The sequence below is a fragment of the Pseudomonas sp. 05N36 genome, from assembly GCF_056397385.1.
Genome location: NZ_JBFTNH010000016.1, coordinates 146,419 through 172,686, shown reverse-complemented (window position 1 = coordinate 172,686; position 26,268 = coordinate 146,419). Strand labels below are relative to the sequence as shown.

Here is a 26,268-nt window from a genome sequence, read left to right as displayed (position 1 = left end):
CACGCGCAACGGATCAATGCGATGCAGCAGGTGCAGTGATGGCAGAGACAGAAAAGATTGAGAAAAAAGCGGTCTTGCTGACCGGCATCGATGAACTGTCACCCAAACTCAAGGATCTTCGGGCGAAAGTCGATGGCTTCAAAACCAACCTTGAGCAGGCCGGTATAGGCAGGCTGGACATCAGCGGCTTGTTCAAGGGCGGCAGCGTGGTCACGCCCTTCGTCGAAGGTATCAAGTCGGCGGCAGCGTTCCAGGGCAAATTGGCTGAGGTCGGTGAGACGGCAAAAAGCGTCGATGTACCGAGCGTGCCCAAAAGTGCTGCGCAAAACCTGAACGTTTTCAGCGCTTCGATGGACAAGGTCTCGGTTGCGGTTGACGCCGCGTTACTGCCAGCAGTCAGCGCGGTGGTGGTCGGTCTCGAGCCGTTGCTCAATGGCGTCGGAACGTTGCTCAACGACAACCCGGAACTGGTCCAGGGCATTGCCGCGGGCGCTATCGCGTTCTCTGCCATTCAATCGGCGGTTACGGGGGCTTCACAAGCGCTTGACCTGATGAGCACGGTGCTCAAGACCAGTCCGCTGATGTTGGTTGCCATGGGTATTGCGTTGGTGGCCGGGGTGATCGTTGCGAACTGGAAACCAATCTCGGCGTTTTTCGCCGGGCTCTGGCAAGAGATTGCACCGGTTGTCATGCCGATGGTCGAGTTCTTCAAGACGATGTTCGCCTTAACGCCGCTGGGGATGATCATCGCCAACTGGCGTCCGATCAGCAGCTTCTTCAGTTCGCTTTGGCAAGGGGTCAAAGCCGTTGCTGTGCCGGTCATCGACTTCTTCAAGACGCTGTTTTCCTGGACTCCGTTGGGGATGATCGTTAACAACTGGCAACCGCTGGTTGGATTGTTTTCAGCGATCTGGGATTTGCTTCGGGCATTGTCCGTGCCCGTGGTGGACTTCTTCAAAGGCCTGTTCGATTGGTCGCCGATGGCGCAGGTCAGTGCGGCGTGGCAGCCACTGAGTGAATTCTTCTCTGGCTTGTGGGACTCGCTGACCAGTGTCACGGCCCCGGTCGGGGAACTGTTCAAAACGCTGTTCGACTGGTCACCGATGCAGATGATTACCGAGCACTGGACGCCGATCATCGCGTGGTTCAGTGGGCTATGGGAAAAACTCAAGGCGATTATCGAACCGATCAAGGACCTGTTCGGCGGCAGTGTCAGTGGCTTCATTGCGAAGATCACCGGCAAGGTCGAAGGCTTGACCGAGGCGCAACGGAAAACCAACGCCGAAGGCAAAGGTGAACTGGCGCCAGCGTTTTTCGGTGCCAGTAACGATCAATCGTCGCTGCCCGGCGATTTGCCTAAAGGCTCCAACGCGCTGGTGCAACAAAGCGCCGCCAACAACCGCGCGCAACTGGAAGGCGGCCTGACGGTGCGCTTTGAAAATGCACCGGCCGGCATGCGTACCGATCAACCACAGACCAACCAGCCTGGCCTGGCCGTGACGTCGCAGATTGGCTATCGCTCACTGTCTCTAGGAGGTTCCAATGAGTTGGCGTGATCGTTTGTTGCCGGCGTCGTTTCGCGGCGTCGGATTCTGGGTCGATCAGGCGAAAACCCCGGTCGGCCAGAAAGGTCAGTTGCATGAGTATCCCCAGCGTGACCAGCCGTTCTTCGAGGGCCTTGGCCAACAGGCGAAGATCCACGACCTGACGGCATTTATCGTCGGACCGGATTGCCTGGAGCAGCGTGACAAACTGCTCAAGGCGCTGGAGGAGGGCGCGGGTGAACTGGTTCATCCGTGGCTGGGGCGGATGCAGGTCAAGGTCGGCGAATGCGAAATGACCCAGACCCGTCAGGACGGCGGGCTGGTGACGTTCGCCCTGAAGTTCTACCCCGACCAACCGCTGCAGTTCCCCACCGCTCAGGTCAACACTCGCGAGCAATTGCTGGTGTCGGCCGACAGTTTGTTGGGATCGATGGTGCGCCGCTTCGAAGATGCCATGAGCCTCATCAAGGCGGCGCGGATCGGCATCAAGGAACTGCGCGACAGCCTCAAAGACGTCTACGAGGTCATCGAGCATGAGTTCAAAGAGGTGATCGAGACCTACAAGGAGCTCAGTTTGCTGGTCAAGGCGATCAAGGAACTGCCCCGGGAAGTGAGCGCGGAGTTCAAGGGGTTGCTGGGGGACATCAAGGAACTCGGGGACTTCGCGCGTGAGGGTTACCGTGGCGTGCTCGCCAGCGCTTCGCAGCAGGTTGAAGCGGTGAAAAAGATCGACGCTCCCAAGCTCACCACTGGCAAGGACACGGTGGCGGCGGCTCAGGCCATGGCCAATCTGGTGCAGGACGCGTTGTTGGTGAAGCTCGGTTATCAGGTGGCGCGGATGCCGGTGGCGACCCCGGTGGTCAAATTGAACTCCACGCCGTCCCTGGCGCAGCAAGCGGTGCAACCGGTGCAGCGGGTGGACGTGCCGGTGGCCGACGATGTGCTGACCTTGCGCGATGCGCTTAATGAAGCGATCTGGCAAGCCGCGCTCAAGGCGGACGCCGTGCATTATCAAGCGCTCAATGCCATGCGCCAGCAACTGTTCGGGCATCTCACGGCGGTGGCATCTTCCGGTGTGCGGCTGATCACGTTGTCTCCCAATCAGAGCATGCCGGCACTGGTGCTCACCTACAAATACCTGGGGGATGCCACTCGGGTGAGTGAAGTGACGCAACGCAACGGGGTGATCCACTTTGGATTCCTGCCCCCGGGCGGCCTGCAAATCGCCCGGGAGTAGACCATGACCGACCTTGCAAACGCCGTCAGCCTGACCGTTAACGGTCTGGATTATGGCGGCTGGAAAAGCGTGGAAATCAGTGCGGACCTGGAGCGTCAGTTCCGCACCTTCACACTCAACATCACCTGGCAATGGCCGGGGCAAACCCTGGCGGTGCCGATCAAGCCCGGTTCGCGTTGCCAAGTGCGAATCGGTTGCGATCTGGTACTCACGGGGCACGTCTACAAGGCACCGGTCAGTTACGACGGCAAGCAGATCAGCCTGAGTATCGAGGGCAGTTCGCTGACCCGGGACCTGGTGGATTGTGCGGCGATCAATCGTCCGAGCCAATGGCAGGAACAAAGCGTGCTGAGCATCGTCCAGGCCCTGGCATCGCCTTATGGCGTGGGAGTGGTCAGCGAGATCGCACAAACCGCCAAGTTGAATAAACACAGCATCGTCCCAGGAGAAACGGTGTTTCAGTCCATCGACCGCTTGCTGACCCTGTATCGGGTGTTCTCCACCGACGATGCCGAAGGCCGTGTGCTGTTGGCGAAACCCGGCAGTGGCGGGCGGGCCAGTGATGTGCTGGAACTGGGCAAGAACATTCTCTCGGCCAACGCGCCGATGGATTTCAGCCAGGTCTTTTCTGAATACCGGGTGATTGGCCAGCACAAGGGCAGCGACAGCAAAAGTGGCAGCGCAGTGAGTGAGGTGTCAGGTGTGGCGACGGATGCTACGGCCCAACGCAAACGGGTCACGGTGATCAGCGAAAGTGCGCAACTGACGACGGAACTGGCGCAGCAACGCGCCGATTGGGAAAGCGCCACCCGCACTGGCAAGGCCCTGACAACAACCTACCGGGTGCAGGGCTGGCGGCAATCCAACGGCGATTTGTGGCGGCACAACACGCAGGTCAGGGTGATCGACAAGGTGCTGGGTTTTGATCAGGACATGCTGATCTCGAAGGTCACTTACTCGCTCTCTGAGCAGGGCTCCATCACCACCCTGCAAGTGGCGCCGCCGCATACCTTCGACGCCAACCCGGTCCCCCCAAAATCCTGAGTCCACATAAATTCGTAGCAGCTGCCGAAGGCTGCGTTCGGCTGCGCAGCAGTCGTGAATTCAGGCACTGCGGTACTTCAGGTTAATCGTCGATACAGGTTTCACGGCCGCTACGCGCCCGAACGCAGCCTTCGGCAGCTGCTACGGGTGCATCGTCCGCCGGGCCTCACCCGATATTCAAGGAAAACCCAATGAGCCTACTGACACGCCTCTTGGCGCGCGGCACCGTCGTGCTCGCCAATTCGGCTACCAAGCTGCAATCGCTGCAAATGCGCCTGACTGCCGGCGAAGTGAACGACGACATGGAGCACTTCGAGCCCTACGGTTTCACCAGCAACCCGCTGGCCGGCGCCGAAGGTATCGCGACCTTTCTCGGTGGGGATCGCTCCCACGCCGTGGTGCTGGTGGTCGCCGATCGCCGCTATCGCCTCAAGGCGCTGGCACCCGGTGAAGTGGCGATCTACACCGACGAAGGGGACAAGGTCCACTTCAAGCGCGGCCGGATCATCGACATCGAAACCAGCACGCTGAACATCCGCGCCAGCAGCGCTGTGAACATCGACACGCCGACCCTGACCCAGACCGGCAAGATCGTCTCCCAGGGGGACCAGGTTGCCGGCGGTATCAGCCAAATCAAACACGTGCATCCGGGCGTCCAGCCGGGCAACGGCCAGACCGCTGCCCCCGCAGGAGGCCAGTGATGTTTATCAGTCATGACCTCAAAACCGCATTGACCCGTTCGGTGCTGATCAGCCTCTTCACCTGGCGCCGCGCCGCCGACGATGACTTCCTCGATGACGACGAACGCTTCGGCTGGTGGGGCGACAGTTTTCCCACGGTGGCCGACGACCGAATCGGCTCGCGCCTGTGGCTGCTGCGCCGAGTCAAGCTGACCCGGCAGACCCAGCTCGACGCCGAATTTTATGCCCGCGAAGCTCTGCAATGGCTGATCGACGACGGCCATTGCAGCGCCATCGAGATCCTCAGCGAACGCCTCGACGACCAGGGCTTGAACCTGCGCACGGTCCTGACCCTGGCCGACGGTGAGCGTCTGGACATCAACCCTGAACACAGTTGGCAGGTGACCTATGCCGTTTGAAACGCCTTCGCTGCCGGTGCTGATCAAGCGCACCCAAAGCGACCTGGCCAGCGATTCGCTGCGCCAGTCCGATGCGCAAGTTCTGGCCCGAACCCTCGGCGGTGCAGCCTTTGGCCTGTATGGCTATCTGGACTGGATCGCCGAGCAGATTCTGCCGGACAAAGCCGATGAACCGACCCTGGAACGCATCGCCGCGCTACGCCTCAACCAGCCGCGTAAAGCGGCGCAATCCGCTCGCGGAGCCGTCAGCTTCAGCGCCACGGTGGGCGCGGTGCTGGATGTCGACACCCTGCTGCAATCGAGCGACGGTCGCACCTACAAAGTGACCGCCGCGCTCACCACCGGCAATGGTCTCAACAGCACCACCATCGCCGCGCTGGACGCCGGATCGCTCGGCAATGCCGATGCGGGCATGACGCTGATCCCGGTGCAACCGATCCAGGGCATCGGTGGCGTCTTCACCGTGCTGGCGCCGGGCCTGACCGGCGGCATTGCCCGCGAAAGCCTCGAATCGCTGCGCTCGCGGGTGATCCGCTCGTACCGCATCATCCCTCACGGCGGCTCGGCGCAAGACTATGAAACCTGGGCGCTGGAGTGCCCGGGAATCACCCGCGCCTGGTGTCGTGGCAGCTATCTGGGGCCAGGCACCGTCGGTTTGTTCGTCATGCGTGACGATGACCCGCAGCCGGTTCCGGATGAGACACAACTGGCGTTGGTCCAGGCATACATCGAGCCTTTGCGCCCGGTCACTGCCGAGCTGCATGTGCTGGCGCCGGTGCAGTTGCCGGTGACCTACAACCTGCGCCTGACCCCTGACACCAGCGCTGTACGCGCCGCCGTCGAGGCGCAATTGCGCGACCTGCACAACCGTGAGGCCGGGCTCGGTGAAACCTTGCTGCTGACCCACATTGCCGAAGCCATCAGCAGCGCCACCGGCGAAAGCGATCACAAACTGGTCGCGCCAGCCGCCGACGTTACGGCCGCGAGCAATCAGCTGCTGACGTTCGGAGGCTGCGTATGGCTGGAATAAGAACCGCCGAGCAATACCAGGCCCAACTGCGCAGCCTGCTGCCCAGCGGCCCGGCCTGGGACCCGGAGCGGGTGCCGGAACTGGAGCAAGTGCTGGAGGGCGTCTCCCAGGAACTGGCACGTCTCGACGCCCGCGCCGCCGACCTGCTCAACGAAATGGACCCGGCCGGCGTCAGCGAACTGGTGCCGGATTGGGAGCGGGTGATGAACCTGCCCGATCCGTGCCTGGGCCTGACCCCGCTCTTCGACGACCGCCGCCTCGCGGTACGCCGGCGACTGCTCGCGGTCGGCAGCCAGGCAATCAGCTACTTCGTCGAAATCGCCCGCACCCAGGGCTACCCGAACGCCACCATCACCGAACTCGAAGCCCCACGCATGGGCCGCTCGCGTTTCGGTGCGGCGCACTTCGGTACCTGGCAGGCGCAGTTCATGTGGACCCTCAACACAGGCGGTCGCTTGCTGCTGGGGCGGCGCTTCGGTGCCAGTTACTGGGGCGAACGCTTTGGCATGAACCCGGGCTCGGCGCTGGAGTGTTTGATCCACCGCAGTGCGCCGGCGCATACGCTGGTGCATATCAATTATGACTAGGGGATAGGAAATGGATTATCCGAAGAGTGTACCCAGCGCCGGGTTGATCAGCGGCAAGTTTGTCGATGAAAACCCGCTGACCGGAACGCCGGGGTCGCTGATTCCGGCGGCGTGGGGTAATGGTGTCACCCAGGAGATTGTGAACGTCATCAAGGCGGGCGAGTTGACCCCGGATGAGACGAAAAACGATCAGTTGTTGCAGGCGATTCAGAGCGTCACGGCCAAGGGCTGGAATCAGGATCTGGCATTGCCCATTGCGGCGTTACCTTTGCCGACGGTGGCGACAGCTGATGCGCGTCTGCCGGTGACACCGACAGCCATTTCGACCAGTGGCGGGAAGGTATCGATTCCGGCGGGTGTGTACATCAGCATCGGTCAGGAAGTGCTGGCAGGGCAGTTGGGGCGGTCGCGCACCGTCATGACAACGGCATGGAGCAGTGCAGATTTGCTGCCGAACTCGGGGTACTTCCTCAGGGCTCAGATCATGGGTGGTGTGCTGACGCTCTACATGCAGCGGGGAACTATCTATGACGGTGCCCCGGATTCACTGAAGGGCACCGTGAATGGGGCGGCCGGGGGTGGTTTTCAGTCCACACCGCTGGATATGTGTCTTGCCTGGGTAGTGACCGGTGCACCGGGAACTTTACCTACGGTACGCCAAATCTATAACCGTGCGCGATTGACCTGGACTCAGACTGTGAATGGCACAGGTGTGGTTTACCTGCCGCTTGATCCACATGCGCGTGCTGCGCGTCTGGTTGCCGGCAACCCCACGCCTTCCCCGACCGCAATCACCTCGCTGGCTTTTCCGCAGGCAGGCTGGGTAGGCGGTAATTATTGCTTCCTGTCTCCAGTATCACCATCAAGTTCCAATCATGCTGTGGGCTGGGCCGATCCGGCAAACCCGACCCCCTGCATGCTGTTCACCAGCAATGTTTTAAACGATGTAACGGTATCGGCACTGACCGCCAGTTTTGATCACTCACAACTTCGCTCTCTTTGGCAGGTGTATCAGGCAGAGCACACGCTGGGTTCCACCAGCGCTGAAAGTGATGAACTGCTGCTCAGTATGGGCATAAAAAGTCACCAAGCGCTCACCGACTACAGCGTCGGCATTGCCGTCAATTTTTCGAACGCCGTAAACGTCAATCTGTCCTGGGAGCTGATCCGATGAAAGTCATTCAGGAAATGCATCAATTTGAAGACGAACTTCGCCCCGCCCAGCCTTCTACAGCCCATGACTGGGATGGCGTCGAATGGGTGCTGAATCCCGCCAAAGTGACAGCGACGGAGCGCCAGGAAACGGAAGCCCTTTGTTCCCAAGTGGATGCGGCGGCCGACAGCGCCCGTAAGGCTCTGACCGGTGATCCGCTGCGCGCGATGGAATATGCGAGCGCTGCCGCCGACGCGCAGGCGTTCAAGGATGCGGGTTACCCCCAAAAAGCTGTCCCGCTGTCCGTGAGCGCGTGGGCCATCAAAGGCCGAACAGCCCAAGAGGCAGCCGACGACATTCTTGGTAAGTATGCCGGGTTCAATAACAGTTTGTTGACCCTGCGCGCCCTACGCTTGAAAGCCAAGGAACGGATCAGGGCTCAAGTCGCCAAGGGCAAGACAGAACGGGCCAAAGAAGTGTGCGATGCAGCCATTCTGGCCCTGCGTAACGTCGGGAGCGATCTGTCGCAGTAGAGCGCAGCGGGTTAGCCCCGGCTCACGAAGAGTATGAGTCTCTTGAAAGCTGTGCCTGACGCCCACTAACTCAGTGGGCGTTTTTTCGATTCGTTCAAGTATCCCGGTCAAACAAGGCTGGAGGACAAACATTATGGATTATCCAAAAAATACACCCGGCGTAGGGCTGGTGAATGGCAAGTTCGTTGATGAAAACGTGGTTTCCGGAACACCGGGATCGTTGATTCCCGCGACGTGGGGTAACAGTGTTACCCAGGAACTGCTGGCGGTTATTACGAGCGCTGGGTTGGCACCGGCTGAGGCGGATAACGGTCAGTTGCTGAAGGCAATGCAAGTAATTATGGCGAAGGCGAGTCCGATGCTTTCGTTGGTGATGAATATTGCCGGCTCCAAAGTGCTGGCGCCTGAAGAGTTAGGGCTTGTACTGGTCAATGGAGGGGCCGAGGCCGTTACCATTACGTTGCCAGCGGCCAATGCGGGCTTGGGGGTTCGTGACGTCATCCTGCGACGCGTGGACAACAGCGGTAACCGCTTGGTTGTTCAGTGTTCAGGAACGGATACCATCAAGTTTCACACCCACCTTCGTGCAAGTGGCTATGCGTTTCTGGTGTTGATGGGAGCTGGGGACTGGTGGCATTTACGCTGCGATGGTGCTGGTAGCTGGTGGCCCGTAGGGCGTTATGACGGAGCCGCTCTGGGGCGCATGTTTTTTGAAACTACGACTCTGTTTAGTCCCGGTGGATACGGAGCTTTGAATGGAAAGCTTCTTAACCGGGCTGATTGGCCCTGGTTGTGGGATCACGCAAAACAATCAGGAATGTTGCGCTCCGAGTCGGATCGCGGTGGAGCCTGGACCTATGGTGATGGGGTTGCGACGTTTCGCTTGCCTGAGGCACAGGGAGAATTTATCCGGGTTCTTGATGAAGATCGAGGTGTGGATGTATCGCGTGGTGCAGGTACCTGGCAATCAGGTACGAACATCACCGGAGATAACGGTTCGGCACCGGCGGTGCAGGGCATTGGGAATCTCGCCACTGTGGGGGCTGACCCAACTAACTTTAATGGGCTGATTTACTATTGTTCAGCCACGTCTGCGGAGAGTATTTCCAGTAACTACTGGGGGATGACACGTCCTCGAAACGTCGCTTATCCCAGTCGTATCAAACTGATCTGAGGTTCCAATGTTTAACTACTTGATCAATAACTCCCGTGAGTTGATTGGGCCGATTGCGTTTCCTGTCGTCCCGGGTCTCGGCGTGCAATTGCCGAGTAATGCCGTCGAGTTATCTCACGAACTTGCCGAACCCGAAAGCGGCTTTGCATGGGGCTGGGTTAATGGTGTTCCCGAGGCATTGCGTGACCGTCGCGGCACCGTATTTCAAACGCAAACAGGCGCATCGATCACGTGGGAACAATTGGGTGAGTTACCCGATGGCTTCACCGATAAACCCTGGCCCGGTCAGTATTACGTTTGGCTCGATGGCGACTGGCAACTTGATCAATCGGCGAAAGAAGCGGCTGAACTGGCAAGTGTTCTGAAAGACCGAGACAGCCGCTTGCGCGACGCCGCCATGCGCATCGCCCCCCTTCAATACGCCGTCGATCTGGGTGATGCCACGCAACAGGAGCAATCCGCACTGCAGGACTGGAAACGCTACTGCATTGCCTTGAACCGCATCGAACAGCAAGCAGGGTACCCCCTGGAAGTCGAGTGGCCGGTTCTGACGTTATCCGAACCCAAGGAATCGACGAATTCACTGCGCTCGCTGTTCGGCCTTAAACAAAAGTAAATCAAGGACATCCTCATGCCTGTAACAGAAGGGCAACTGCTCAAGATAATGCCCAACGCCCGCCTCCAAGCGGGCGTTTTCGTTTCTGCCCTCAACACCGCCATGGATCGCCACCAGATCAACACCCCCAAGCGCATCGCCGCGTTCCTTGCGCAGATCGGCCATGAATCGGGGCAATTGCGGTATGTGCGTGAGTTGGGCAACGACCAATACCTCAGCAAGTACGACACCGGCGCGCTGGCCGTCCGCTTGGGCAACACGCCTGAAGCTGACGGTGATGGTCAGCGTTATCGCGGGCGCGGGCTGATTCAGATCACCGGTCACGACAACTATCGTCGATGCAGCCTTGGGCTGTTCGGGGATGAGCGTTTGCTGACCCTGCCTGAGTTGCTCGAGCAGCCCCAATGGGCGGCCGAGTCGGCGGCCTGGTTCTGGGAGCTGAACGGTTTGAATGAACTGGCCGATCGTGAGCAGTTCAACAGCATCACCCGCCGGATCAACGGCGGGTTGAATGGGCTGGAAGAACGCTTGCAGCTCTGGACGCGGGCGAGGGCGGTGTTATGCCAGCCTTCGGTCTGATACCACTTCCGTACCGGGTGATCGGCGTTGCTGTGCTGCTGGCCATTGTGGCTGGCGGTGCCGCGGCAGTGTCCTGGCACCTTCAGGATTGGCGTTACGGTCGGCAACTGGCGGAACAAGCCAGGTTGCACGGCGAGACGCTGAACCAACTGACCCTGGCGGCGGCGAATCAACAACGCGCCGAACAGGACAAGCGCCTGGCCCTGGAGCAGCGTCTTCAGGCCAGTGATCAAACCTATTCAAAGGCCTTGAGCGATGCACAACGTGATCAAGGTCGCCTGCGCGACCGTCTTGCCACTGCTGATTTGCGCCTGTCAGTCCTTGTCGACCCCCGTGATGCCGACGCCGGTTGTGGCGTGTCAGCCGCCTCCGGCACCTGCGGCGTGGTTCATGCAGCCCTACGAGCCCGACTTGAGCCGGCGCATGCTCAACGAATTATCGGCATCACCGACGCAGGCGACCGCGGACTGATTGCCTTGCAGGCCTGTCAGGCGTATGTCAGAGCGCTTGCTCACTAACATTTTGATCTAGCCTGCGTCTTGCAAGCGTGATTCGCTCGTGTACGGTAGTGCGCATGCCCGCCTGATCAAGGAGAGAGTCGTGAACGAAATCACCCAGCTTGCCGCGCAACTAGGCCGGCGTTTGCAGGTGCTCAATGCGCATGTCAGCACGGCCGAGTCCTGCACCGGCGGCGGGATCGCCGAAGCGATCACCCGGATTGCCGGCAGCTCGGCGTGGTTCGAGGCGGGTTACGTCACTTATTCCAATCGCCAGAAGACCCAGCAGTTGAATGTGCCCGCCGAGTTGTTCACCGAGGTCGGGGCGGTCAGCCGTGAAGTGGTCGAAGCCATGGTGCGCGGCGCCCAGCACAAGAGTCGCGCGCGTTTTGCCGTGGCGGTCAGCGGTATTGCGGGGCCGGACGGCGGTACGCCGAACAAGCCGGTGGGCACCGTGTGGCTGGCATGGGCGGTCGGAGATGCCGTGTATTCGGAGTGCAGATACTTCACCGGCAACCGCGATGACGTCCGCCGACAAACGGTGAAGGCCGCGCTAGAGGGGTTGCTGCAGTATGCCTCCGGAGAAATCTCAAATGAGGGGTAGGCGATCCCGAAACGCTGTGGAATAATACTGGCTACTTATACAGGTGTTGGCCGTCAGGCCTTATTGATTACGTGAGGACTTTAATGGACGACAACAAGAAGAAAGCCTTGGCTGCGGCCCTGGGTCAGATCGAACGTCAATTCGGCAAGGGTGCCGTAATGCGTATGGGCGATCAGGACCGTCAGGCGATCCCGGCTATTTCCACTGGCTCTCTGGGTCTGGATATCGCGCTCGGCATTGGCGGTCTGCCAAAAGGCCGTATCGTTGAAATCTACGGTCCTGAATCCTCCGGTAAAACCACGCTGACACTGTCCGTGATCGCCCAGGCTCAAAAAGCCGGCGCGACCTGCGCATTCGTCGACGCCGAGCACGCCCTGGACCCGGAATACGCCGGCAAACTGGGCGTCAATGTCGACGACCTGCTGGTTTCCCAGCCGGATACCGGCGAGCAAGCCCTGGAAATCACCGACATGCTGGTGCGTTCCAACGCGGTTGACGTGATCATCGTCGACTCCGTGGCGGCCCTGGTTCCGAAGGCTGAAATCGAAGGCGAAATGGGTGACATGCACGTGGGCCTGCAAGCCCGTCTGATGTCCCAGGCGCTGCGTAAAATCACCGGTAACATCAAGAACGCCAACTGCCTGGTGATCTTCATCAACCAGATCCGGATGAAAATCGGCGTGATGTTCGGCAGCCCGGAAACCACCACCGGTGGTAACGCGCTGAAGTTCTACGCTTCGGTTCGCCTGGACATCCGCCGCACCGGCGCGGTGAAAGAAGGCGACGAAGTGGTCGGCAGCGAAACCCGCGTCAAAGTCGTCAAGAACAAGGTGGCTTCGCCGTTCCGTCAGGCCGAGTTCCAGATTCTTTACGGCAAGGGCATCTACCTCAACGGTGAGATGATCGACCTTGGCGTACTGCACGGTTTCGTTGAAAAATCCGGTGCCTGGTATGCCTATAACGGCAGCAAGATCGGCCAGGGTAAAGCCAACTCGGCCAAGTTCCTGCAGGACAACCCGGACATCGCTGCCACCCTTGAGAAGCAGATTCGCGACAAGCTGCTGACGCCGTCTGCTGACGTCAAGGCTTCTCCGGTCAAAGAGACCGAAGATGATCTGGCTGACGCTGATATCTGATTGATCCGATGACCGCCGTACTCGATACCCTCGTCGCGGTGCGGCGAACCGCAATGGACCTGCTCGCGCGACGCGAGCACGGTCGAGTCGAGCTGACGCGTAAACTGCGTCAGCGCGGCGCTTCTGATGAAATGATCGATACTGCACTCGACCGTCTGACGGAAGAGGGGCTGCTGTCCGAATCCCGATACCTCGAAAGCTTCGTTTCCTACCGTGCCCGTTCCGGCTACGGCCCTGCGCGCATCCGCGAAGAGTTGAGCCAGCGTGGCTTGCAGCGTGCCGATATCGAACTCGCCCTGCGTGAAAGCGGAATCAGCTGGCAAGAAAACCTGGAGGAGACCTGGCGACGCAAGTTTGCCGGGCATTTACCGATAGACGCCCGCGAGCGCGCCAAGCAAGGGCGCTTCCTCGCCTATCGGGGATACTCCATGGAAATGATTGGCCGCTTGTTCAGCGGCCGAGGAATGGATGACTGACTGAAAGGGCCCGACTATTGAAATAGTCGGGCTTTTTTTTTTGCTCAAATAACCTTGATCTGTTCCCGTTTGCGCTGTGGCGTCTGGGGCGGCTGAGCCGTGGCCCAGTTTTCCGGCAGGTTGATGTAGTCGACCAGTTCACGCAGGCGTCCGTGATCACGGGCGTTGAAGGTGAAGGACAGTCGCACCAGATGACTGAACTGAGCCTCGTCGTGCTCCTCGCCACCGTAAGTATGTTGATGAAAGTGATCGCTCAGGCACAGGTCGGCAAAGGCCTCCTGTATATGCTCGAGCGCCTGGTCGTTGAGTTTGTGATTCATGCGGATCACGAACTGATGTTTCAGCCAGCGGCTGGAGTGGAAGTTGCTGTAGAACTGATTGATTTCCGCCACAGCGTCATCGACGGTGTACACCAGACGAATCAGCTTCAGGTCGTTCGACAGGATGTAATGGTTGGCCTCCAGTTGATTGCGGATGAAGTTCAGCGCACTTTCCCAGAACGTGCCGCCAGGAGCATCCAGCAACACCACGGGAACCAGCGGGCTTTTGCCGGTCTGGATCAGGGTCAGCACTTCCAGGGCTTCGTCCAGCGTGCCGAAGCCGCCCGGGCAGAGCACCAGCGCGTCGGCCTCTTTGACGAAGAACAGTTTGCGGGTAAAGAAAAAGTGAAACGGTAGCAGGTTGGMAGTGCCGCCTACGGTCGGATTCGCATGCTGCTCGAAGGGCAGGGTGATATTGAATCCTAGGCTGTTATCCCGACCTGCACCTTCATGGGCGGCGGCCATGATGCCGCCGCCGGCACCGGTGATGACCATCAGGTTGGATTGGGCGAGTTTTGCGCCCAGTTCCCGGGCCAGGGCGTACAGCGGATGTTCAACCGGCGTACGTGCCGAGCCGAAAACGGTCACTTTACGCCGCCCCTTGAACTGCTCCAGCACACGGAAGGCATGCTCGAGTTCGCGCAGGGTTTGTTGGGTGATCTTGGCGTTCCAGCGATTGTGGTCTTCTTGCGCCATGCGCAAGACCGTCAACATCATGTCGCGATAAATCGAAATATTCGGGCTATTGGGTGAAACCAGGTTGAGTTGCTCTTCGATCTTGCTGGTGAGATCGACGCCGATGCTTTGAAAATGGCGCACCAGAAGCTCATTCGGTTGGTAAGGCATTCAACTTCTCCTTCTACACAGAACCCTCGGCTCGAACGAGAAATTCGCCTGAGCCGCGACACCGCTTGTGTCGCTCTCAGCCCGCAAGAGGGCTGGGCACTACACCCGACTCGACCTGACCATGAAGCGTTGAAGTGGTGGTCGAGTCATCCAGACGGGTTCTGCTTATCCCTTGGATGAAAGAAACGTTCGCACGACAGGACTCTGAATGGGCAGCCCCTTTTCTGCCCCGGACATTAAACACCAATACATTGAATCTAGACGCTTGTGGTGAGTTGCGCTGACTTGATCATGGTCCTCGAAAGTCTTCGCTGGCAATCACTTATTGCGAGTTCGCAACCGAGTGTCACCGCTCGTCAGAACCTCTGTCGGACGGCCAAGGCTCTGATTTACTCAGTTACAGACACAACACGACAGCATTGCGTCCAGGGCAAGGCGCAAGGCTTCAGGAGCGGTAGGGGATCATCGCGCAATGATTGGCGATCAAGTGCAAGGAGGCAGGCTATGAGCCTGGTAATTCTGGAGGTCGATGCGCAACTGTATCGATTGCTGCAGTCGGCGGCCGCGCGTAATCACGTGAGCCTTGAAGAGGAATGTCGTCGGCGCTTGGAGGACAAAGAGTGGCGCTCGCCTTATTTGCAGGCGCTGGTGGCAGAGCTGCGCGCCGATGATGAGCAACGACGCGCAGGTTCGCACTGATCAAGCGATTACTTTTTCTTTTGCGCCGTTTGCGCAGGGCAATCCGATTCCTGGTAGCTGGCCGAGCCTACAGGGCGGTTGGTTTTGTTTTCCGAAAAGTCGTAACGCATGATCGCGCCCTTGGCCATCAGCTTGCGGTAGTTCACGTTACGGCAAACGCTGGCGCCCAGTTGCAGATAAACCACTTTCGGGTTGGCGCGCATTTCGTCGGCATAAGCGGATTGCACGCTGATGTGGTCGATCAGCTGTTTGCCATCGACCGTATAACCTTGGTCGAGAAGGTTCTCATTGATTTCCCGAGGTAGGCCGACGTTACTTTCCGCAGCAACCTTTTCCAGCATCTTGCCCAGATTCAAGTCATTCAGGGAGGCTGCTTGAGCGCTGAAGGGCAGGGCCAGCAGAAGGGCAGCGGTGGGGACGATAAGGCGCAGCATGAAACTCTCCTGGTTCAGTGACTGGTGCTTCGACCAGCCACATGGCGGTGCGTTCAGTGGCGGCGGATTATAGGCGAGCGGGGGGTAGGCGGTACAGGTTTGGGCGAGCGGCTCTGGTAAACTGCCGCGACTTCCTGCCTTGCCGAGTGTTTTTTGTGTCGATATCCCTTCCCTGCGGATGCTGCCTGCGATGAGCGATGCAGCCCCACGTTTTGCCACGAACGCCGTAGCCCGTCTGCGCGATGAGCGAGAAGAGGAGAGTACCAAGCCTTTCCTGGCCCGCGGTTCACGGGCACCCCGTTGCCATACGTGCCGGGTGATCGAGAGCCACTGCCTGTGTAACTGGCGTCCCCAGGTCGAATCTCGGGCCGGTGTTTGCCTGATCATGACCAGGAAGGAAGTGTTCAAACCGAGCAATACCGGCTGGCTGATCGCAGACGTGGTCAGGGATAACTTTGCCTTTATCTGGTCGCGTACCGAGATCGACCCGCAATTGATCAAGCTTTTGTCCGACCCGCAATGGCAGCCTTATCTGGTCTTTCCCGGCGAATACGTTGCTCCCGAACGCGTGACTCATACCGTCGAGGCTGCCAGCGAGAAGCGCCCGCTGTTCATCCTGCTGGATGCAACCTGGACCGAGGCGAGGAAGATTTTTCGGAAAAGCCCTTATTTCGACGGGTTTCCGATTCTGAGCCTGCTCCCCGAAAAACTCTCGCGGTACCGCCTGCGAAGGTCTACCCGCAGCGAACACCTGTGCACCGCGGAAGTGGCCGCGTTGTGCCTGGATCTGGCGGGGGATGTAGACGCTGCATCGGCACTGGATGCCTATTTCGATGTGTTCAGCCAGCATTACCTCGATGCCAAGCATCAGCTGGAAATGAATGTCTCGACCCCGGCCCATACAGAATTGCTGCCTTTCGTTGAACACACCGCGCCGGTCATGTCCTGAGAGTCGCCCATACTGACAGGTAACCGCGGGTTTGCGGCTTGACCACCCAGGCTTCGCTGGGCATCCTTGGCGCCGATTAGGGCGCGGCCGAAGATTGAAACGCCGGTTTTATGGGGTCTTGGCGTTGAACGTGCCCTGTTGGTGCTGCTGTCTGGTGGTACCTCGAGTTGCCTTGGCGAGGCCTGAATGCATCGGGTCTGCCATAAAAAACAGGATCATTTGAAAAATGGCCACATACGAAATCCTGATTGCCGATGACCATCCTCTCTTTCGCAGCGCGCTGCGCCAGGCCGTGACCCTGGGCCTTGGTCCCGAGGTTCGTCTGGTGGAAGTGGCGAGCATTGCCGAGCTGGAAGCCCGTCTGACCGAAAAGGCTGACTGGGATCTGGTGCTGCTGGATCTGAACATGCCGGGCGCATACGGGTTCTCCGGGCTGGTGCTGTTGCGCGGTCAATACCCGCAGATCCCGGTGGTGATGGTGTCGGCTCAGGAAGAAGCCACAATCATGGTGCGTTCCCGTGAGTTCGGGGCCAGCGGTTTCATTCCCAAATCCAGTTCACTGGAAGTGATTCAGCAAGCCGTGCGCTCTGTGCTGGATGGCGATGTCTTCTGGCCGCCGCAGGCATTTGAAGCGGTCAGCGTTTCGGACGAGGCCAAGGCTGCCAGCGAAGGCTTGGCCAGTCTGACGCCACAGCAGTTCCGTGTATTGACCATGGTCTGCGAAGGTCTGCTGAACAAGCAGATTGCCTACGAGTTGAGTGTGTCGGAGGCGACGATCAAGGCGCACGTGACGGCAATCTTCCGCAAGCTGGGTGTGCGTACCCGGACTCAGGCGGCGTTGTTGTTGCAACAACTTGAGTCTATTTCGAGCCACTAACGGCGCTTTCATTCACGCTTTTTTAACTTCTGTTGATCTAGCTTTTCTACTTCATCTGGTTCAGTTGCCTACTTTATGTCGCCTTTCAAAGGTCAAACCGGTCTCAAGCGCATTCTCAATGCAGGTGGTTATTCTCTCGACGGCCTGCGTGCAGCCTTCACCGGCGAAGCCGCTTTCCGTCAACTGGTGCTGCTCAATGTCATCCTGATTCCGCTGGCGTTTGTGCTGAACGTCAGCCACGTCGAGCGTGCCTTGCTGATTGCCGTCTGCATGCTGGCGCTGATCGTCGAGTTGCTCAATTCGGCCGTGGAAGCGGCCATCGACCGGATTTCCCTCGATCGGCACCCGTTGTCGAAAAATGCCAAGGACATGGGCAGCGCTGCTCAGTTGATGGCCCTGAGCATGATCGTGATGGTGTGGGCGGTCATTCTGCTTTAAGCAATCGTCGGCAGAACGATCTCGTCGCTGCGCTGAACCCCGGCGGTGAAAGCGCGGCACAGGTCGAGAAACTCGCGCATGGCCGACGTCTGATATTTCTGTTTGTGCCAGATGAAATAAAACTGCCGCGCCAGATCCAGGTCCGGTGTTTCAACCGCCACCAGGCTGCCGCGGCGGAATGCATCGCGTAGCGCCAACCGCGAAATACAGCCAATCCCCAAGCCAGACTCCACCGCGCGCTTGATCGCTTCGGTGTGTTCCAGCTCAAGCCGGATATTCAAGGCGCTTCGGTGATGACGCATGGCCTGGTCAAAGGTCAGGCGCGTGCCGGAGCCCTGCTCGCGAAGGATCCACGCCTCGTGCGTCAGCTCCTCCATGCTGGCCTGGCCACGGGCGGCCAGCGGATGTTGCGGGGCGCAAAACACCACCAGCTCATCCTCGACCCAGCTTTGTACCTCGATGTCCGGGTGGCTGCAGTCGCCTTCGATTAGACCCAGATCAATTTCATAGTGGGCGACTTGTTGCACGATGTTGGCAGTGTTCTGCACGTGCAGCTTCACCTGGCTTTCCGGATGACGCTGCATGAAGCTGCCAATCAGCAACGTCGCCAGGTAGTTGCCGATGGTGAGCGTGGCGCCGACCGCCAGTGAGCCGAAACCGGACTTGCCGTTGAGCAGGTCTTCGATTTCCTTGGCCTGGTCGAGCAAGGCCACCGCCTGCGGCAACAATTGTTTGCCCATGGCGTTGAGGCTCAGCCGCTTGCCGGCGCGGTCGAACAATTGGCAGCTGGACTGACGCTCGAGTTCGGTGATCGAGGTGCTGGCCGCCGACTGCGAAAGGTTGAGCAGGCCGGCAGCACGAGACACACTCTCTTGCTGAGCGACGGCGACGAAGACTTGAAGTTGACGTAGAGTAAATCGCATATCTATATAACCGATAACCCTTATCTTAATAATCCAGTTAACAGATATTGTCGCTGCCATTAGAATGCGATGCAATTGCGCAGCGCTCTCTTGGCGCAGAGCATGCGCAGACAAAATCTCCAGGAGTCCCACGTACATGAGCAACATGAACCACGAGCGTGTCCTCAGTGTTCACCACTGGAACGACACTCTGTTCAGCTTCAAGTGCACCCGCGATCCGGGCCTGCGCTTCGAGAACGGCCAGTTCGTGATGATCGGCCTGCAACAGCCCAACGGCCGCCCGCTTATGCGCGCTTACTCGATTGCCAGCCCGAACTGGGAAGAGCATCTCGAGTTCTTCAGCATCAAGGTTCCCGATGGTCCGCTGACTTCCCAGTTGCAACATCTGAAGGAAGGCGACGAGATCATCATCAGCAAAAAACCGACCGGCACCCTGGTGCTGGACGATTTGAAGCCTGGCAAGCATCTGTACCTGCTCAGCACCGGCACCGGTCTGGCGCCGTTCATGAGCGTCATCCAGGATCCGGAAACCTACGAGCGTTTCGAAAAAGTGATCCTGTGCCACGGCGTACGCTACGTCAACGAAGTCGCTTACCGCGAGTTCATCACCGAGCACCTGCCGCAGAACGAGTTCTTCGGCGAGGCCCTGCGTGACAAGTTGATCTACTACCCGACCGTGACCCGCGAGCCGTTTGAAAACGAAGGTCGTCTGACCGACCTGATGCGCAGCGGCAAGCTGTTCAGCGACATCGGCCTGCCGCCGATCAATCCTGAAGACGACCGCGCCATGCTCTGCGGCAGCCCGAGCATGCTCGACGAAACCAGCGAAGTGCTGAACAGCTTCGGCCTGAAAGTTTCGCCGCGTATGCGTGAACCGGGTGACTACCTGATCGAGCGTGCGTTCGTCGAGAAGTAAGCAGCAATGAAAATGTGGGAGCGAGCCTGCTCGCGATGACGGACTGACAGCCAATACAGGTGCTGAATGTCAAACCGCTATCGCGAGCAGACGGAACGCCGCCCGGCTGCTCCCACATAAAGCAAAAGCCCGCGTTGCCTGAAGAAGGCAGCGCGGGCTTTTGCGTTTCGGGGGTTCAGGTTTTCGCGGGGATGACTTCGAGGACGCGGATCAGCCCGGCTTGCGGGTAATGCCAGCGTACGTCCAGGTCCCAGAACTGGGCGCCGTATTCGCGTTCGGGTGCAGGCGTCTGGTAGGCCGGGCGTGGGTCTTGCGCCAGGCATTGCTCGATCAGCTCGACCAAGGGCTCTTCAAGGCGCTGAGCGTGCGTATGCGCCTGTTGCAAGGCGGTATCCGCCCACTGCACCGGAATCAGCTGCGGCGCGGCGCTGGCGATCTCGTTGGACGCACCCGGGATGATATCGGCGTAGGGCACGTAGGGTTTGATGTCGAGAATCGGCGTACCGTCCAGCAGGTCGATGCCGGAGATCCACAGGCGATTGGCTTCAACCTTGTCCAGCTTGACCACCGATTGACCAATGCCATTGGGTCGATGGGTCGCGCGCGTGGCGAACACACCCATGGACTTGTTGCCGCCCAAACGCGGTGGGCGGACTTTGAGTCGCGGCTTGTCTTCCAGTGCCTGATGAAACAGGAACAGCAGCCAGACATGGCTGACCTGCTCCAGGCCTTGCACCGCATCGCCCTGATCGAACGGCGCCACCAATTCCAGAATGCCGCGTGCGGCCGGGGCCAGCTGCGGCTGACGCGGAATCGCGAACTTCTCCTTGAAGCAGGAGCGCACGAAGCCGATCGGGGAAACGCTGTAGCTCATGATCAGCCGCGAACGCGCAGGGTCAGGCCCTTGAGGAAGTTGCGCAGCAACTGGTCGCCGCAAGGGCGATAGTTGGTGTGGCCGAACTTGCGAAACAGTGCGCTCAGCTCAGGCTTGGAGACCGGGAATTCGGCGGCCTTGAGGATGGCGTGCATGTCGTCTTCTTTCAGTTCGAAGGCCACGCGCAGCTTCTTCAGGATGATGTTGTTGGTGACTGGCAGCTCGATCGGCTGTGGCGGACGGCTTTCGTCCTTGCCACGCTTGAAGAACACCAGGCCATCGAGGAAGTGCGCCATGACCTCGTCCGGGCAGCGTACGAAGCCTTCTTCGTCTTCTTCTTTCTTGTCGAGGTAGGTCACCAGGTCGGGCAGGGTGACATCCATGCCGCCGAGCTTGATGATCTCGATGACTTTTTTGTCACTGATGTCGAGCATGTAGCGCACGCTGCGCAGTACGTCGTTATGAATCATGTGTGCAGTCCTGATCATTCAGCTGTGGGCGTTGCCGTTAACAGCAACGCCGAAATGTGTGGCCGCCTTAGAATTTCTCTTTGGCAGACAGATAGCGCCATTGGCCCACCGGCACTTTGCCGATGGAAACACCGCCGATACGGATGCGGCGGATGGCGACGACCTTGAGGCCGACAGCCTGGCAGAGCTGGGCGATGATCCCCGGTTGCGGGTTTTTCATCGCGAAGCGCAGGCGATTTTCGTTCTGCCAACTGGCTTTGACCGCTGGCAGTTCCTTGCCTTTGTACGACAGGCCGTGGGTCAGGCGGTTGAGCCCGTGAGCGACCATGTCACCTTCGACCTCGACCACATACTCTTGCTCGATCTTGCTGGCATCGGCGGTGAGTTTGCGCAGGATCTTCCAGTCCTGGGTGAACACCAGCAGCCCGCTGGCGTTGGCCTGCAGGTCGGCGCTGGCGGTCAGGCGCAGGAAGTGGCCCTTGAGCGGACGTTTGCTGAAGCGGTGTTCTTCGCTCAGGGTCTCGGGGCCGATCAGTTGCAGGGCGGTCTCGGCATCCATGCCCGCTGGCGCGTGCAGCAGGATGGTCACGGGCTCCGGCGCAGTGGCCTTGGCTTCGGGGTCGAGTTCGACTTTCTGGGTGTCGACCTTGAACTGCGGCTCATCGATGACTTCGCCGTCCACGGTGACCCAGCCGCCCTCAATGAACAGCTCAGCCTCCCGACGGGAGCAGCCGACGAGCTCGATGAGGCGTTTGGAGAGACGAATCGGGTCAGTCATGTCAGGGGCCGTTACAAAAGGGGGGAGGCATTGTACCTGCCTCGCGCCGGTTAATCGCGGGTCCATTTGCGCCATGTGGCTTTTATGTGGGAGCGGGCTTGCTCGCGAAAGCGGTTTATCAGTCAACATTGATGTTGAGACTGATGGCCCCCTCGCGAGCAAGCCCGCTCCCACAGTTGTTTTGTGTCAGCCATTGCGTGTGAGTTGTTGCCCTTGGCGCAGGCGCAGGCGCATGTGCAGCAGCGGATATGGCTGGCCCATGCCATCGACCTCAGAGCGTCCGATGACTTCGAAACCCTGTTTGAAATAGAACCCCAAGGCTTGCGGGTTTTGTTCGTTGACGTCCAGTTGATCGGCGTTGAGGTGTTCCATGGCGTAGTTCAGCAGTTGTTTGCCCAGGCCCTCGCCACGGTGTTCGGGGGCGATAAAGAGCATTTCGATCTTGCCTGCCGCAACGCCGGCAAACCCGGTGATGTGCTGGTGCCGGTCGCGGGTGCAGATCAGCATGACGGCATCCAGATAGCGGGTAAGCACCAGGTTCTTCAGCAGCTCGATGTAACTGTCCGGTAGAAAATCATGTGTGGCGCGGACCGACGCCTCCCAGACCCGGGTCAGTTCTTCATAGTCGCTGTGTTTCGGTGTGTGGATGACCGAATGATGGCGCATACCCGCCTGCCCCTTGTGCCGTGAGTGAGGTTGAATCCTCTTGCTGAACAATACGATAGACGTAAAAAAACCCCGCATCTCGTGAAGAGAGCGGGGCTTTTCATATTTTTTGCGTTTAGATCTGTTCAGCCCACAGGTCGTATTCGTCGGCGTCGGTCACTTTGCACCAGACCTTGTCGCCCGGCTTGAGGTTGCTGCCGTTGTCGATGAAGACGTTGCCGTCGATTTCCGGGGCATCGAAGAAGCAACGGCCGACCGCGCCTTGCTCGTCGACTTCATCGACCAGCACTTCGATTTCACGGCCGATGCGCATTTGCAGGCGCGCCGAGCTGATGGCCTGCTGGTGCGCCATGAAGCGATCCCAGCGGTCTTGCTTGACCTCATCCGGAACGATCTCCAGATCCAGATCGTTGGCCGGAGCGCCTTCAACCGGCGAGTACTGGAAGCAGCCGACACGGTCGAGCTGGGCTTCGGTCAGCCAGTTCAGCAGGTACTGGAAGTCTTCTTCGGTTTCGCCGGGGAAGCCGACGATGAAGGTCGAACGGATGATCAGGTCTGGACAGATCTCGCGCCAGTTCTTGATGCGCGCCAGGGTCTTGTCTTCGAACGCCGGACGTTTCATCGCCTTGAGCACTTTCGGGCTGGCGTGCTGGAACGGGATGTCCAGGTACGGCAGGATTTTCCCGGCGGCCATCAGCGGGATCAGCTCGTCGACGTGCGGGTACGGGTAAACGTAGTGCAGGCGAACCCAGACGCCGAGGGTGCTGAGCGCTTCGCAGAGTTCGGTCATGCGGGTTTTCACCGGCGCGCCGTTCCAGAAACCGGTGCGGTACTTGACGTCAACGCCGTAGGCGCTGGTGTCCTGGGAAATCACCAGCAGCTCTTTGACGCCGGATTTGACCAGGCGCTGGGCTTCGTCGAGCACATCGCCCACCGGACGGCTGACCAGTTTGCCGCGCATCGACGGGATGATGCAGAAGCTGCAGCTGTGGTTGCAGCCTTCGGAAATCTTCAGGTAGGCGTAGTGGCGCGGCGTCAGCTTGATGCCTTGCGGCGGTACCAGGTCGATCAGCGGGTTGTGATCCTGGCGCGGTGGCACGACGTCGTGCACGGCGTTGACCACTTGCTCGTACTGCTGCGGACCGGTGACGGCCAGCACACTTGGGTGTACGTTGCGGATGTTGCCTTCTTCGACGCCCATGCAGCCGGTGACGATGACCTTGCCGTTTTCCTTGATGGCTTCGCCGATCACTTCAAGGGATTCGGCCTTGGCCGAGTCGATGAAGCCGCAGGTGTTGACCACCACGACATCGGCGTCCTGATAGGTGGACACGACATCATAGCCTTCCATGCGCAGTTGGGTGAGGATGCGCTCGGAGTCGACCAGTGCTTTCGGGCAACCCAGGGATACGAAACCAACTTTAGGGTTGGCCGGCGTTGTGGTGGACATGTCTAACCTCGGTGTTTTGTGACGCCTCCAGCCGACAACGGCAAGGCGACAGACGGGCGCTTGACGCGCCTCTGATCAAAAAGTGCGCAATTCTAGCGGTGGTCAGCGTACTTGACCAGCTTTATGGAGGGAAATACGACGAGTGCTGCGCTATGCTTCGCGCCGTTACACCCAGGCGTATTTTTTCAGTCAATAAATCGCCTGTATCAATAAGTAAAACAGCGCATGCTGCACGGCAGTCTGCGCAGATTGGCAAAGCTCAGGCGCTTGTTCGTGTCGTGCTTTTTACATGAAGCCCCGGTCTTGGTGGCAGGAGTGGTTGATGGGTCAGGCAAGTAGTCAGGCAGTAGGCTCAGCGCATTCCGGGGCAGCAAAGCCCTTGGGAATGTTGGTGGCGGCGGTCGGGGTGGTTTATGGCGATATCGGTACCAGCCCGCTCTATACCCTCAAAGAGGTGTTTACCGGTGGCTATGGGGTGCAAGCCAACCATGACGGAGTATTCGGGATTCTGGCGCTGATTTTCTGGTCGCTGATCTGGGTCGTCTCGATCAAGTACGTGTTGTTCATTCTGCGCGCCGACAACCAGGGCGAAGGCGGGATCATGGCCCTGACCGCGTTGGCGCGGCGAGCCTCGGCATCGTATCCACGGCTGCAATCGGTGCTGGTGATCCTCGGTCTGATCGGCGCTGCGTTGTTCTATGGCGACAGCATGATCACCCCGGCGATTTCCGTATTGTCGGCGGTGGAAGGTCTGGAGCTGGCATTCGAGGGCCTCGAACGCTGGGTCGTGCCGTTGTCGCTGATCGTGCTGGTGGGGTTGTTCCTGATCCAGAAACACGGCACTGACCGCATCGGCAAGTTGTTCGGTCCGGTGATGGTGTTGTGGTTCGTGGTGCTGGGTGTCATGGGAGCGCTTGGCATTTCCCGTTATCCGGAAGTGCTGCAAGCGCTGAATCCGGTCTGGGGTGTACGCTTTTTCGAGGTTCATCCTGGCATAGGTATCGCGATTCTTGGCGCGGTGGTGTTGTCGTTGACCGGCGCTGAAGCGTTGTATGCGGACATGGGCCACTTCGGCCGCAAACCGATTGCCCGTGCCTGGTTCGCGTTGGTGCTGCCGGCGCTGGTGCTCAACTACTTTGGCCAGGGCGCGTTGCTGCTGGAGAACCCGGACGCCGCGCGTAACCCGTTCTATCTGCTGGCACCGGGCTGGGCGTTGATTCCATTGGTCGTGTTGTCGACGCTGGCAACGGTGATCGCTTCCCAGGCGGTGATTTCCGGTGCGTTCTCCCTGACCCGTCAGGCGATTCAGCTCGGTTACATCCCGCGCATGTACATTCAGCACACCTCAAGTGCCGAGCAAGGCCAGATCTACATCGGTGCGGTGAACTGGACGCTGATGGTCGGCGTTATCTTGCTGGTGCTGGGCTTCGGGTCGTCCAACGCCCTGGCCTCGGCTTACGGTGTAGCGGTCACCGGGACCATGTTGATCACCAGTATTCTGGTGGCGTCGGTCATGCTGTTGTTGTGGAAATGGTCACCTGTCCTGACAGTGCCGATCCTGGTCGGTTTCCTGCTGGTGGACGGGCTGTACTTCGCTGCCAACGTGCCTAAAATCGTGCAGGGCGGTGCCTTCCCGGTATTGGCGGGGATTGTGCTGTTTATCCTCATGACCACCTGGAAGCGCGGTAAAGAGCTGCTGGTGGATCGGCTGGATGAGGGCGGTCTGCCATTACCAATTTTCATCAGCAGTATTCGCGTGCAGCCACCTCACCGGGTCCAGGGTACGGCGGTGTTCCTGACCGCGCGGCCGGATGCGGTGCCCCATGCGTTGTTGCACAACTTGCTGCACAACCAGGTGCTGCATGAGCAGGTGGTGTTGCTGACGGTGGTTTACGAGGACATCCCGCGGGTGCCGACACAGCGACGGTTTGAGGTCGACTCCTACGGTGAGGGCTTCTACCGGGTGATCCTGCACTTCGGCTTTACGGATGAACCGGATGTACCGCAAGCGCTGAAGCTGTGCCATCTCGATGAGCTGGACTTCAGCCCGATGCGTACGACGTACTTCCTCAGTCGGGAAACGGTCATCACCTCCAAGCTCGTCGGTATGGCCCGCTGGCGCGAAGTGTTGTTCGCCTTCATGCTGAAAAACGCCAACGGCAACCTGCGGTTCTTCAAGTTGCCGGTGAACCGGGTGATTGAGCTGGGTACACAGGTAGAAATGTAAGCCTCACAAAAAGCCCCCGTTGCCAGTTTGGTAACGGGGGCTTTTTCGTTTCTGTGCCTTTAGGGAACGATAGAGGAAACGGACAAAATCGT

At 59.2% G+C, this 26,268-nt stretch carries 30 protein-coding genes; 22 read left to right on the top strand and 8 right to left on the bottom strand.

What is annotated here, in order from left to right:
* Positions 1-38 precede the first annotated feature (38 nt).
* The 16 genes from AC1DIH_RS20225 (at position 39) to recX (ending at position 13,309) form a co-directional block, all read left to right on the top strand.
* Positions 39-1,556, top strand: coding sequence for a phage tail protein (locus AC1DIH_RS20225; protein ID WP_477773026.1), 1,518 nt, complete (start codon positions 39-41; stop codon positions 1,554-1,556).
* Complete coding sequence (locus tag AC1DIH_RS20220; RefSeq protein ID WP_477773025.1) at positions 1,543-2,781, top strand: DNA circularization protein; 1,239 nt, start codon at positions 1,543-1,545, stop codon at positions 2,779-2,781. The genes AC1DIH_RS20225 and AC1DIH_RS20220 overlap by 14 nt, the downstream gene beginning before the upstream one ends.
* 3 nt (positions 2,782-2,784) lie before the next feature.
* Positions 2,785-3,825, top strand: a complete 1,041-nt coding sequence (locus AC1DIH_RS20215) for a phage baseplate assembly protein (protein WP_477773024.1) — start codon at positions 2,785-2,787, stop codon at positions 3,823-3,825.
* Positions 3,826-4,016: 191 nt separating this feature from the next.
* The gene (locus tag AC1DIH_RS20210) at positions 4,017-4,526 is read left to right on the top strand and encodes a phage baseplate assembly protein V (RefSeq protein ID WP_103315485.1); all 510 of its coding nucleotides are present in this window, start codon (positions 4,017-4,019) and stop codon (positions 4,524-4,526) included.
* Complete coding sequence (locus AC1DIH_RS20205) at positions 4,526-4,924, top strand: phage GP46 family protein (protein WP_477773023.1); 399 nt, start codon at positions 4,526-4,528, stop codon at positions 4,922-4,924. Before AC1DIH_RS20210 ends, AC1DIH_RS20205 begins: the two co-directional genes overlap by 1 nt.
* On the top strand, positions 4,914-5,954 hold the full coding sequence (locus AC1DIH_RS20200; protein ID WP_477773022.1) for a baseplate J/gp47 family protein: 1,041 nt from the start codon (positions 4,914-4,916) through the stop codon (positions 5,952-5,954). Before AC1DIH_RS20205 ends, AC1DIH_RS20200 begins: the two co-directional genes overlap by 11 nt.
* Complete coding sequence (locus AC1DIH_RS20195; protein ID WP_477769298.1) at positions 5,942-6,541, top strand: YmfQ family protein; 600 nt, start codon at positions 5,942-5,944, stop codon at positions 6,539-6,541. Before AC1DIH_RS20200 ends, AC1DIH_RS20195 begins: the two co-directional genes overlap by 13 nt.
* A 10-nt stretch (positions 6,542-6,551) precedes the next feature.
* A complete protein-coding gene (locus tag AC1DIH_RS20190) occupies positions 6,552-7,715 on the top strand; it encodes a phage tail protein (protein ID WP_477773021.1) in 1,164 nt (387 codons plus the stop codon).
* Entirely contained in the window at positions 7,712-8,227 is a 516-nt protein-coding gene (locus AC1DIH_RS20185) for a phage tail protein (RefSeq protein ID WP_477773020.1), read from the top strand. Before AC1DIH_RS20190 ends, AC1DIH_RS20185 begins: the two co-directional genes overlap by 4 nt.
* Positions 8,228-8,360: 133 nt before the next feature.
* Positions 8,361-9,401, top strand: coding sequence for a phage tail protein (locus tag AC1DIH_RS20180; RefSeq protein ID WP_477773019.1), 1,041 nt, complete (start codon positions 8,361-8,363; stop codon positions 9,399-9,401).
* A gap of 7 nt (positions 9,402-9,408) precedes the next feature.
* Positions 9,409-10,017: a tail fiber assembly protein gene (locus AC1DIH_RS20175; RefSeq protein ID WP_477773018.1), complete on the top strand. Its 609-nt coding sequence runs from the start codon at positions 9,409-9,411 to the stop codon at positions 10,015-10,017.
* A gap of 15 nt (positions 10,018-10,032) precedes the next feature.
* The gene (locus AC1DIH_RS20170) at positions 10,033-10,596 is read left to right on the top strand and encodes a glycoside hydrolase family 19 protein (RefSeq protein ID WP_477773017.1); all 564 of its coding nucleotides are present in this window, start codon (positions 10,033-10,035) and stop codon (positions 10,594-10,596) included.
* Positions 10,578-11,114, top strand: coding sequence for a lysis system spanin subunit (locus AC1DIH_RS20165; protein WP_477773016.1), 537 nt, complete (start codon positions 10,578-10,580; stop codon positions 11,112-11,114). Before AC1DIH_RS20170 ends, AC1DIH_RS20165 begins: the two co-directional genes overlap by 19 nt.
* Positions 11,115-11,196: 82 nt before the next feature.
* Positions 11,197-11,697: a CinA family protein gene (locus tag AC1DIH_RS20160; protein ID WP_477773055.1), complete on the top strand. Its 501-nt coding sequence runs from the start codon at positions 11,197-11,199 to the stop codon at positions 11,695-11,697.
* Between the two features lie 83 nt (positions 11,698-11,780).
* Positions 11,781-12,833 (top strand): recombinase RecA, encoded by a 1,053-nt coding sequence (gene recA / locus AC1DIH_RS20155; protein WP_477769288.1) that lies wholly within the window; start codon positions 11,781-11,783, stop codon positions 12,831-12,833.
* Positions 12,834-12,841: 8 nt separating this feature from the next.
* Positions 12,842-13,309 (top strand): recombination regulator RecX, encoded by a 468-nt coding sequence (gene recX / locus AC1DIH_RS20150; protein WP_477773015.1) that lies wholly within the window; start codon positions 12,842-12,844, stop codon positions 13,307-13,309.
* Positions 13,310-13,353: 44 nt separating this feature from the next.
* Here the strand turns inward: recX and AC1DIH_RS20145 are convergent, their stop codons facing one another.
* Positions 13,354-14,475, bottom strand: a complete 1,122-nt coding sequence (locus tag AC1DIH_RS20145) for an LOG family protein (protein ID WP_477773014.1) — start codon at positions 14,473-14,475, stop codon at positions 13,354-13,356.
* A gap of 504 nt (positions 14,476-14,979) precedes the next feature.
* Between AC1DIH_RS20145 and AC1DIH_RS20140 the strand changes: the two genes are divergently transcribed.
* Entirely contained in the window at positions 14,980-15,174 is a 195-nt protein-coding gene (locus tag AC1DIH_RS20140) for a hypothetical protein (RefSeq protein WP_427533558.1), read from the top strand.
* A gap of 8 nt (positions 15,175-15,182) precedes the next feature.
* Here AC1DIH_RS20140 and AC1DIH_RS20135 read toward each other — a convergent pair whose 3' ends face one another.
* Complete coding sequence (locus AC1DIH_RS20135; protein WP_019692124.1) at positions 15,183-15,608, bottom strand: PA3611 family quorum-sensing-regulated virulence factor; 426 nt, start codon at positions 15,606-15,608, stop codon at positions 15,183-15,185.
* A 190-nt stretch (positions 15,609-15,798) separates the two neighbouring features.
* On the opposite strand from AC1DIH_RS20135, the gene AC1DIH_RS20130 reads away from it, so the two are divergent.
* From AC1DIH_RS20130 to AC1DIH_RS20120, 3 genes are all read left to right on the top strand, one after another.
* Positions 15,799-16,557 carry a tRNA-uridine aminocarboxypropyltransferase gene (locus AC1DIH_RS20130; protein WP_477773013.1) on the top strand — a complete coding sequence of 253 codons (759 nt, stop codon included), beginning with the start codon at positions 15,799-15,801 and terminating at the stop codon, positions 16,555-16,557.
* A 226-nt stretch (positions 16,558-16,783) separates the two neighbouring features.
* Positions 16,784-17,434, top strand: a complete 651-nt coding sequence (erdR, locus tag AC1DIH_RS20125) for a response regulator transcription factor ErdR (protein WP_477773012.1) — start codon at positions 16,784-16,786, stop codon at positions 17,432-17,434.
* 75 nt (positions 17,435-17,509) lie between these two features.
* Positions 17,510-17,872: a diacylglycerol kinase gene (locus AC1DIH_RS20120; protein ID WP_054595972.1), complete on the top strand. Its 363-nt coding sequence runs from the start codon at positions 17,510-17,512 to the stop codon at positions 17,870-17,872.
* Here the strand turns inward: AC1DIH_RS20120 and AC1DIH_RS20115 are convergent.
* Positions 17,869-18,795: a LysR family transcriptional regulator gene (locus tag AC1DIH_RS20115; protein WP_024264819.1), complete on the bottom strand. Its 927-nt coding sequence runs from the start codon at positions 18,793-18,795 to the stop codon at positions 17,869-17,871. The genes AC1DIH_RS20120 and AC1DIH_RS20115 overlap by 4 nt on opposite strands.
* 136 nt (positions 18,796-18,931) lie before the next feature.
* On the opposite strand from AC1DIH_RS20115, the gene fpr reads away from it, so the two are divergent.
* Positions 18,932-19,711 carry a ferredoxin-NADP reductase gene (gene fpr, locus AC1DIH_RS20110; protein ID WP_003189055.1) on the top strand — a complete coding sequence of 260 codons (780 nt, stop codon included), beginning with the start codon at positions 18,932-18,934 and terminating at the stop codon, positions 19,709-19,711.
* 175 nt (positions 19,712-19,886) lie between these two features.
* On the opposite strand, the gene tsaA is transcribed toward fpr, so the two are convergent.
* The 5 genes from tsaA to rimO all read right to left on the bottom strand — a co-directional run bounded on the left by tsaA (position 19,887) and on the right by rimO (position 23,949).
* The gene (tsaA, locus tag AC1DIH_RS20105) at positions 19,887-20,585 is read right to left on the bottom strand and encodes a tRNA (N6-threonylcarbamoyladenosine(37)-N6)-methyltransferase TrmO (RefSeq protein WP_477773011.1); all 699 of its coding nucleotides are present in this window, start codon (positions 20,583-20,585) and stop codon (positions 19,887-19,889) included.
* A 2-nt stretch (positions 20,586-20,587) separates the two neighbouring features.
* Complete coding sequence (locus AC1DIH_RS20100) at positions 20,588-21,055, bottom strand: YehS family protein (RefSeq protein ID WP_019692130.1); 468 nt, start codon at positions 21,053-21,055, stop codon at positions 20,588-20,590.
* Positions 21,056-21,122: 67 nt separating this feature from the next.
* A complete protein-coding gene (locus AC1DIH_RS20095) occupies positions 21,123-21,833 on the bottom strand; it encodes an rRNA pseudouridine synthase (protein WP_477773010.1) in 711 nt (236 codons plus the stop codon).
* 186 nt (positions 21,834-22,019) lie between these two features.
* A complete protein-coding gene (locus AC1DIH_RS20090) occupies positions 22,020-22,499 on the bottom strand; it encodes a GNAT family N-acetyltransferase (protein ID WP_477773009.1) in 480 nt (159 codons plus the stop codon).
* Between the two features lie 115 nt (positions 22,500-22,614).
* Positions 22,615-23,949, bottom strand: a complete 1,335-nt coding sequence (rimO, locus tag AC1DIH_RS20085) for a 30S ribosomal protein S12 methylthiotransferase RimO (RefSeq protein ID WP_145017377.1) — start codon at positions 23,947-23,949, stop codon at positions 22,615-22,617.
* 385 nt (positions 23,950-24,334) lie between these two features.
* Between rimO and AC1DIH_RS20080 the strand changes: the two genes are divergently transcribed.
* Positions 24,335-26,176, top strand: coding sequence for a potassium transporter Kup (locus tag AC1DIH_RS20080; RefSeq protein WP_477773054.1), 1,842 nt, complete (start codon positions 24,335-24,337; stop codon positions 26,174-26,176).
* The last annotated feature ends 92 nt before the right edge of the window (positions 26,177-26,268 follow it).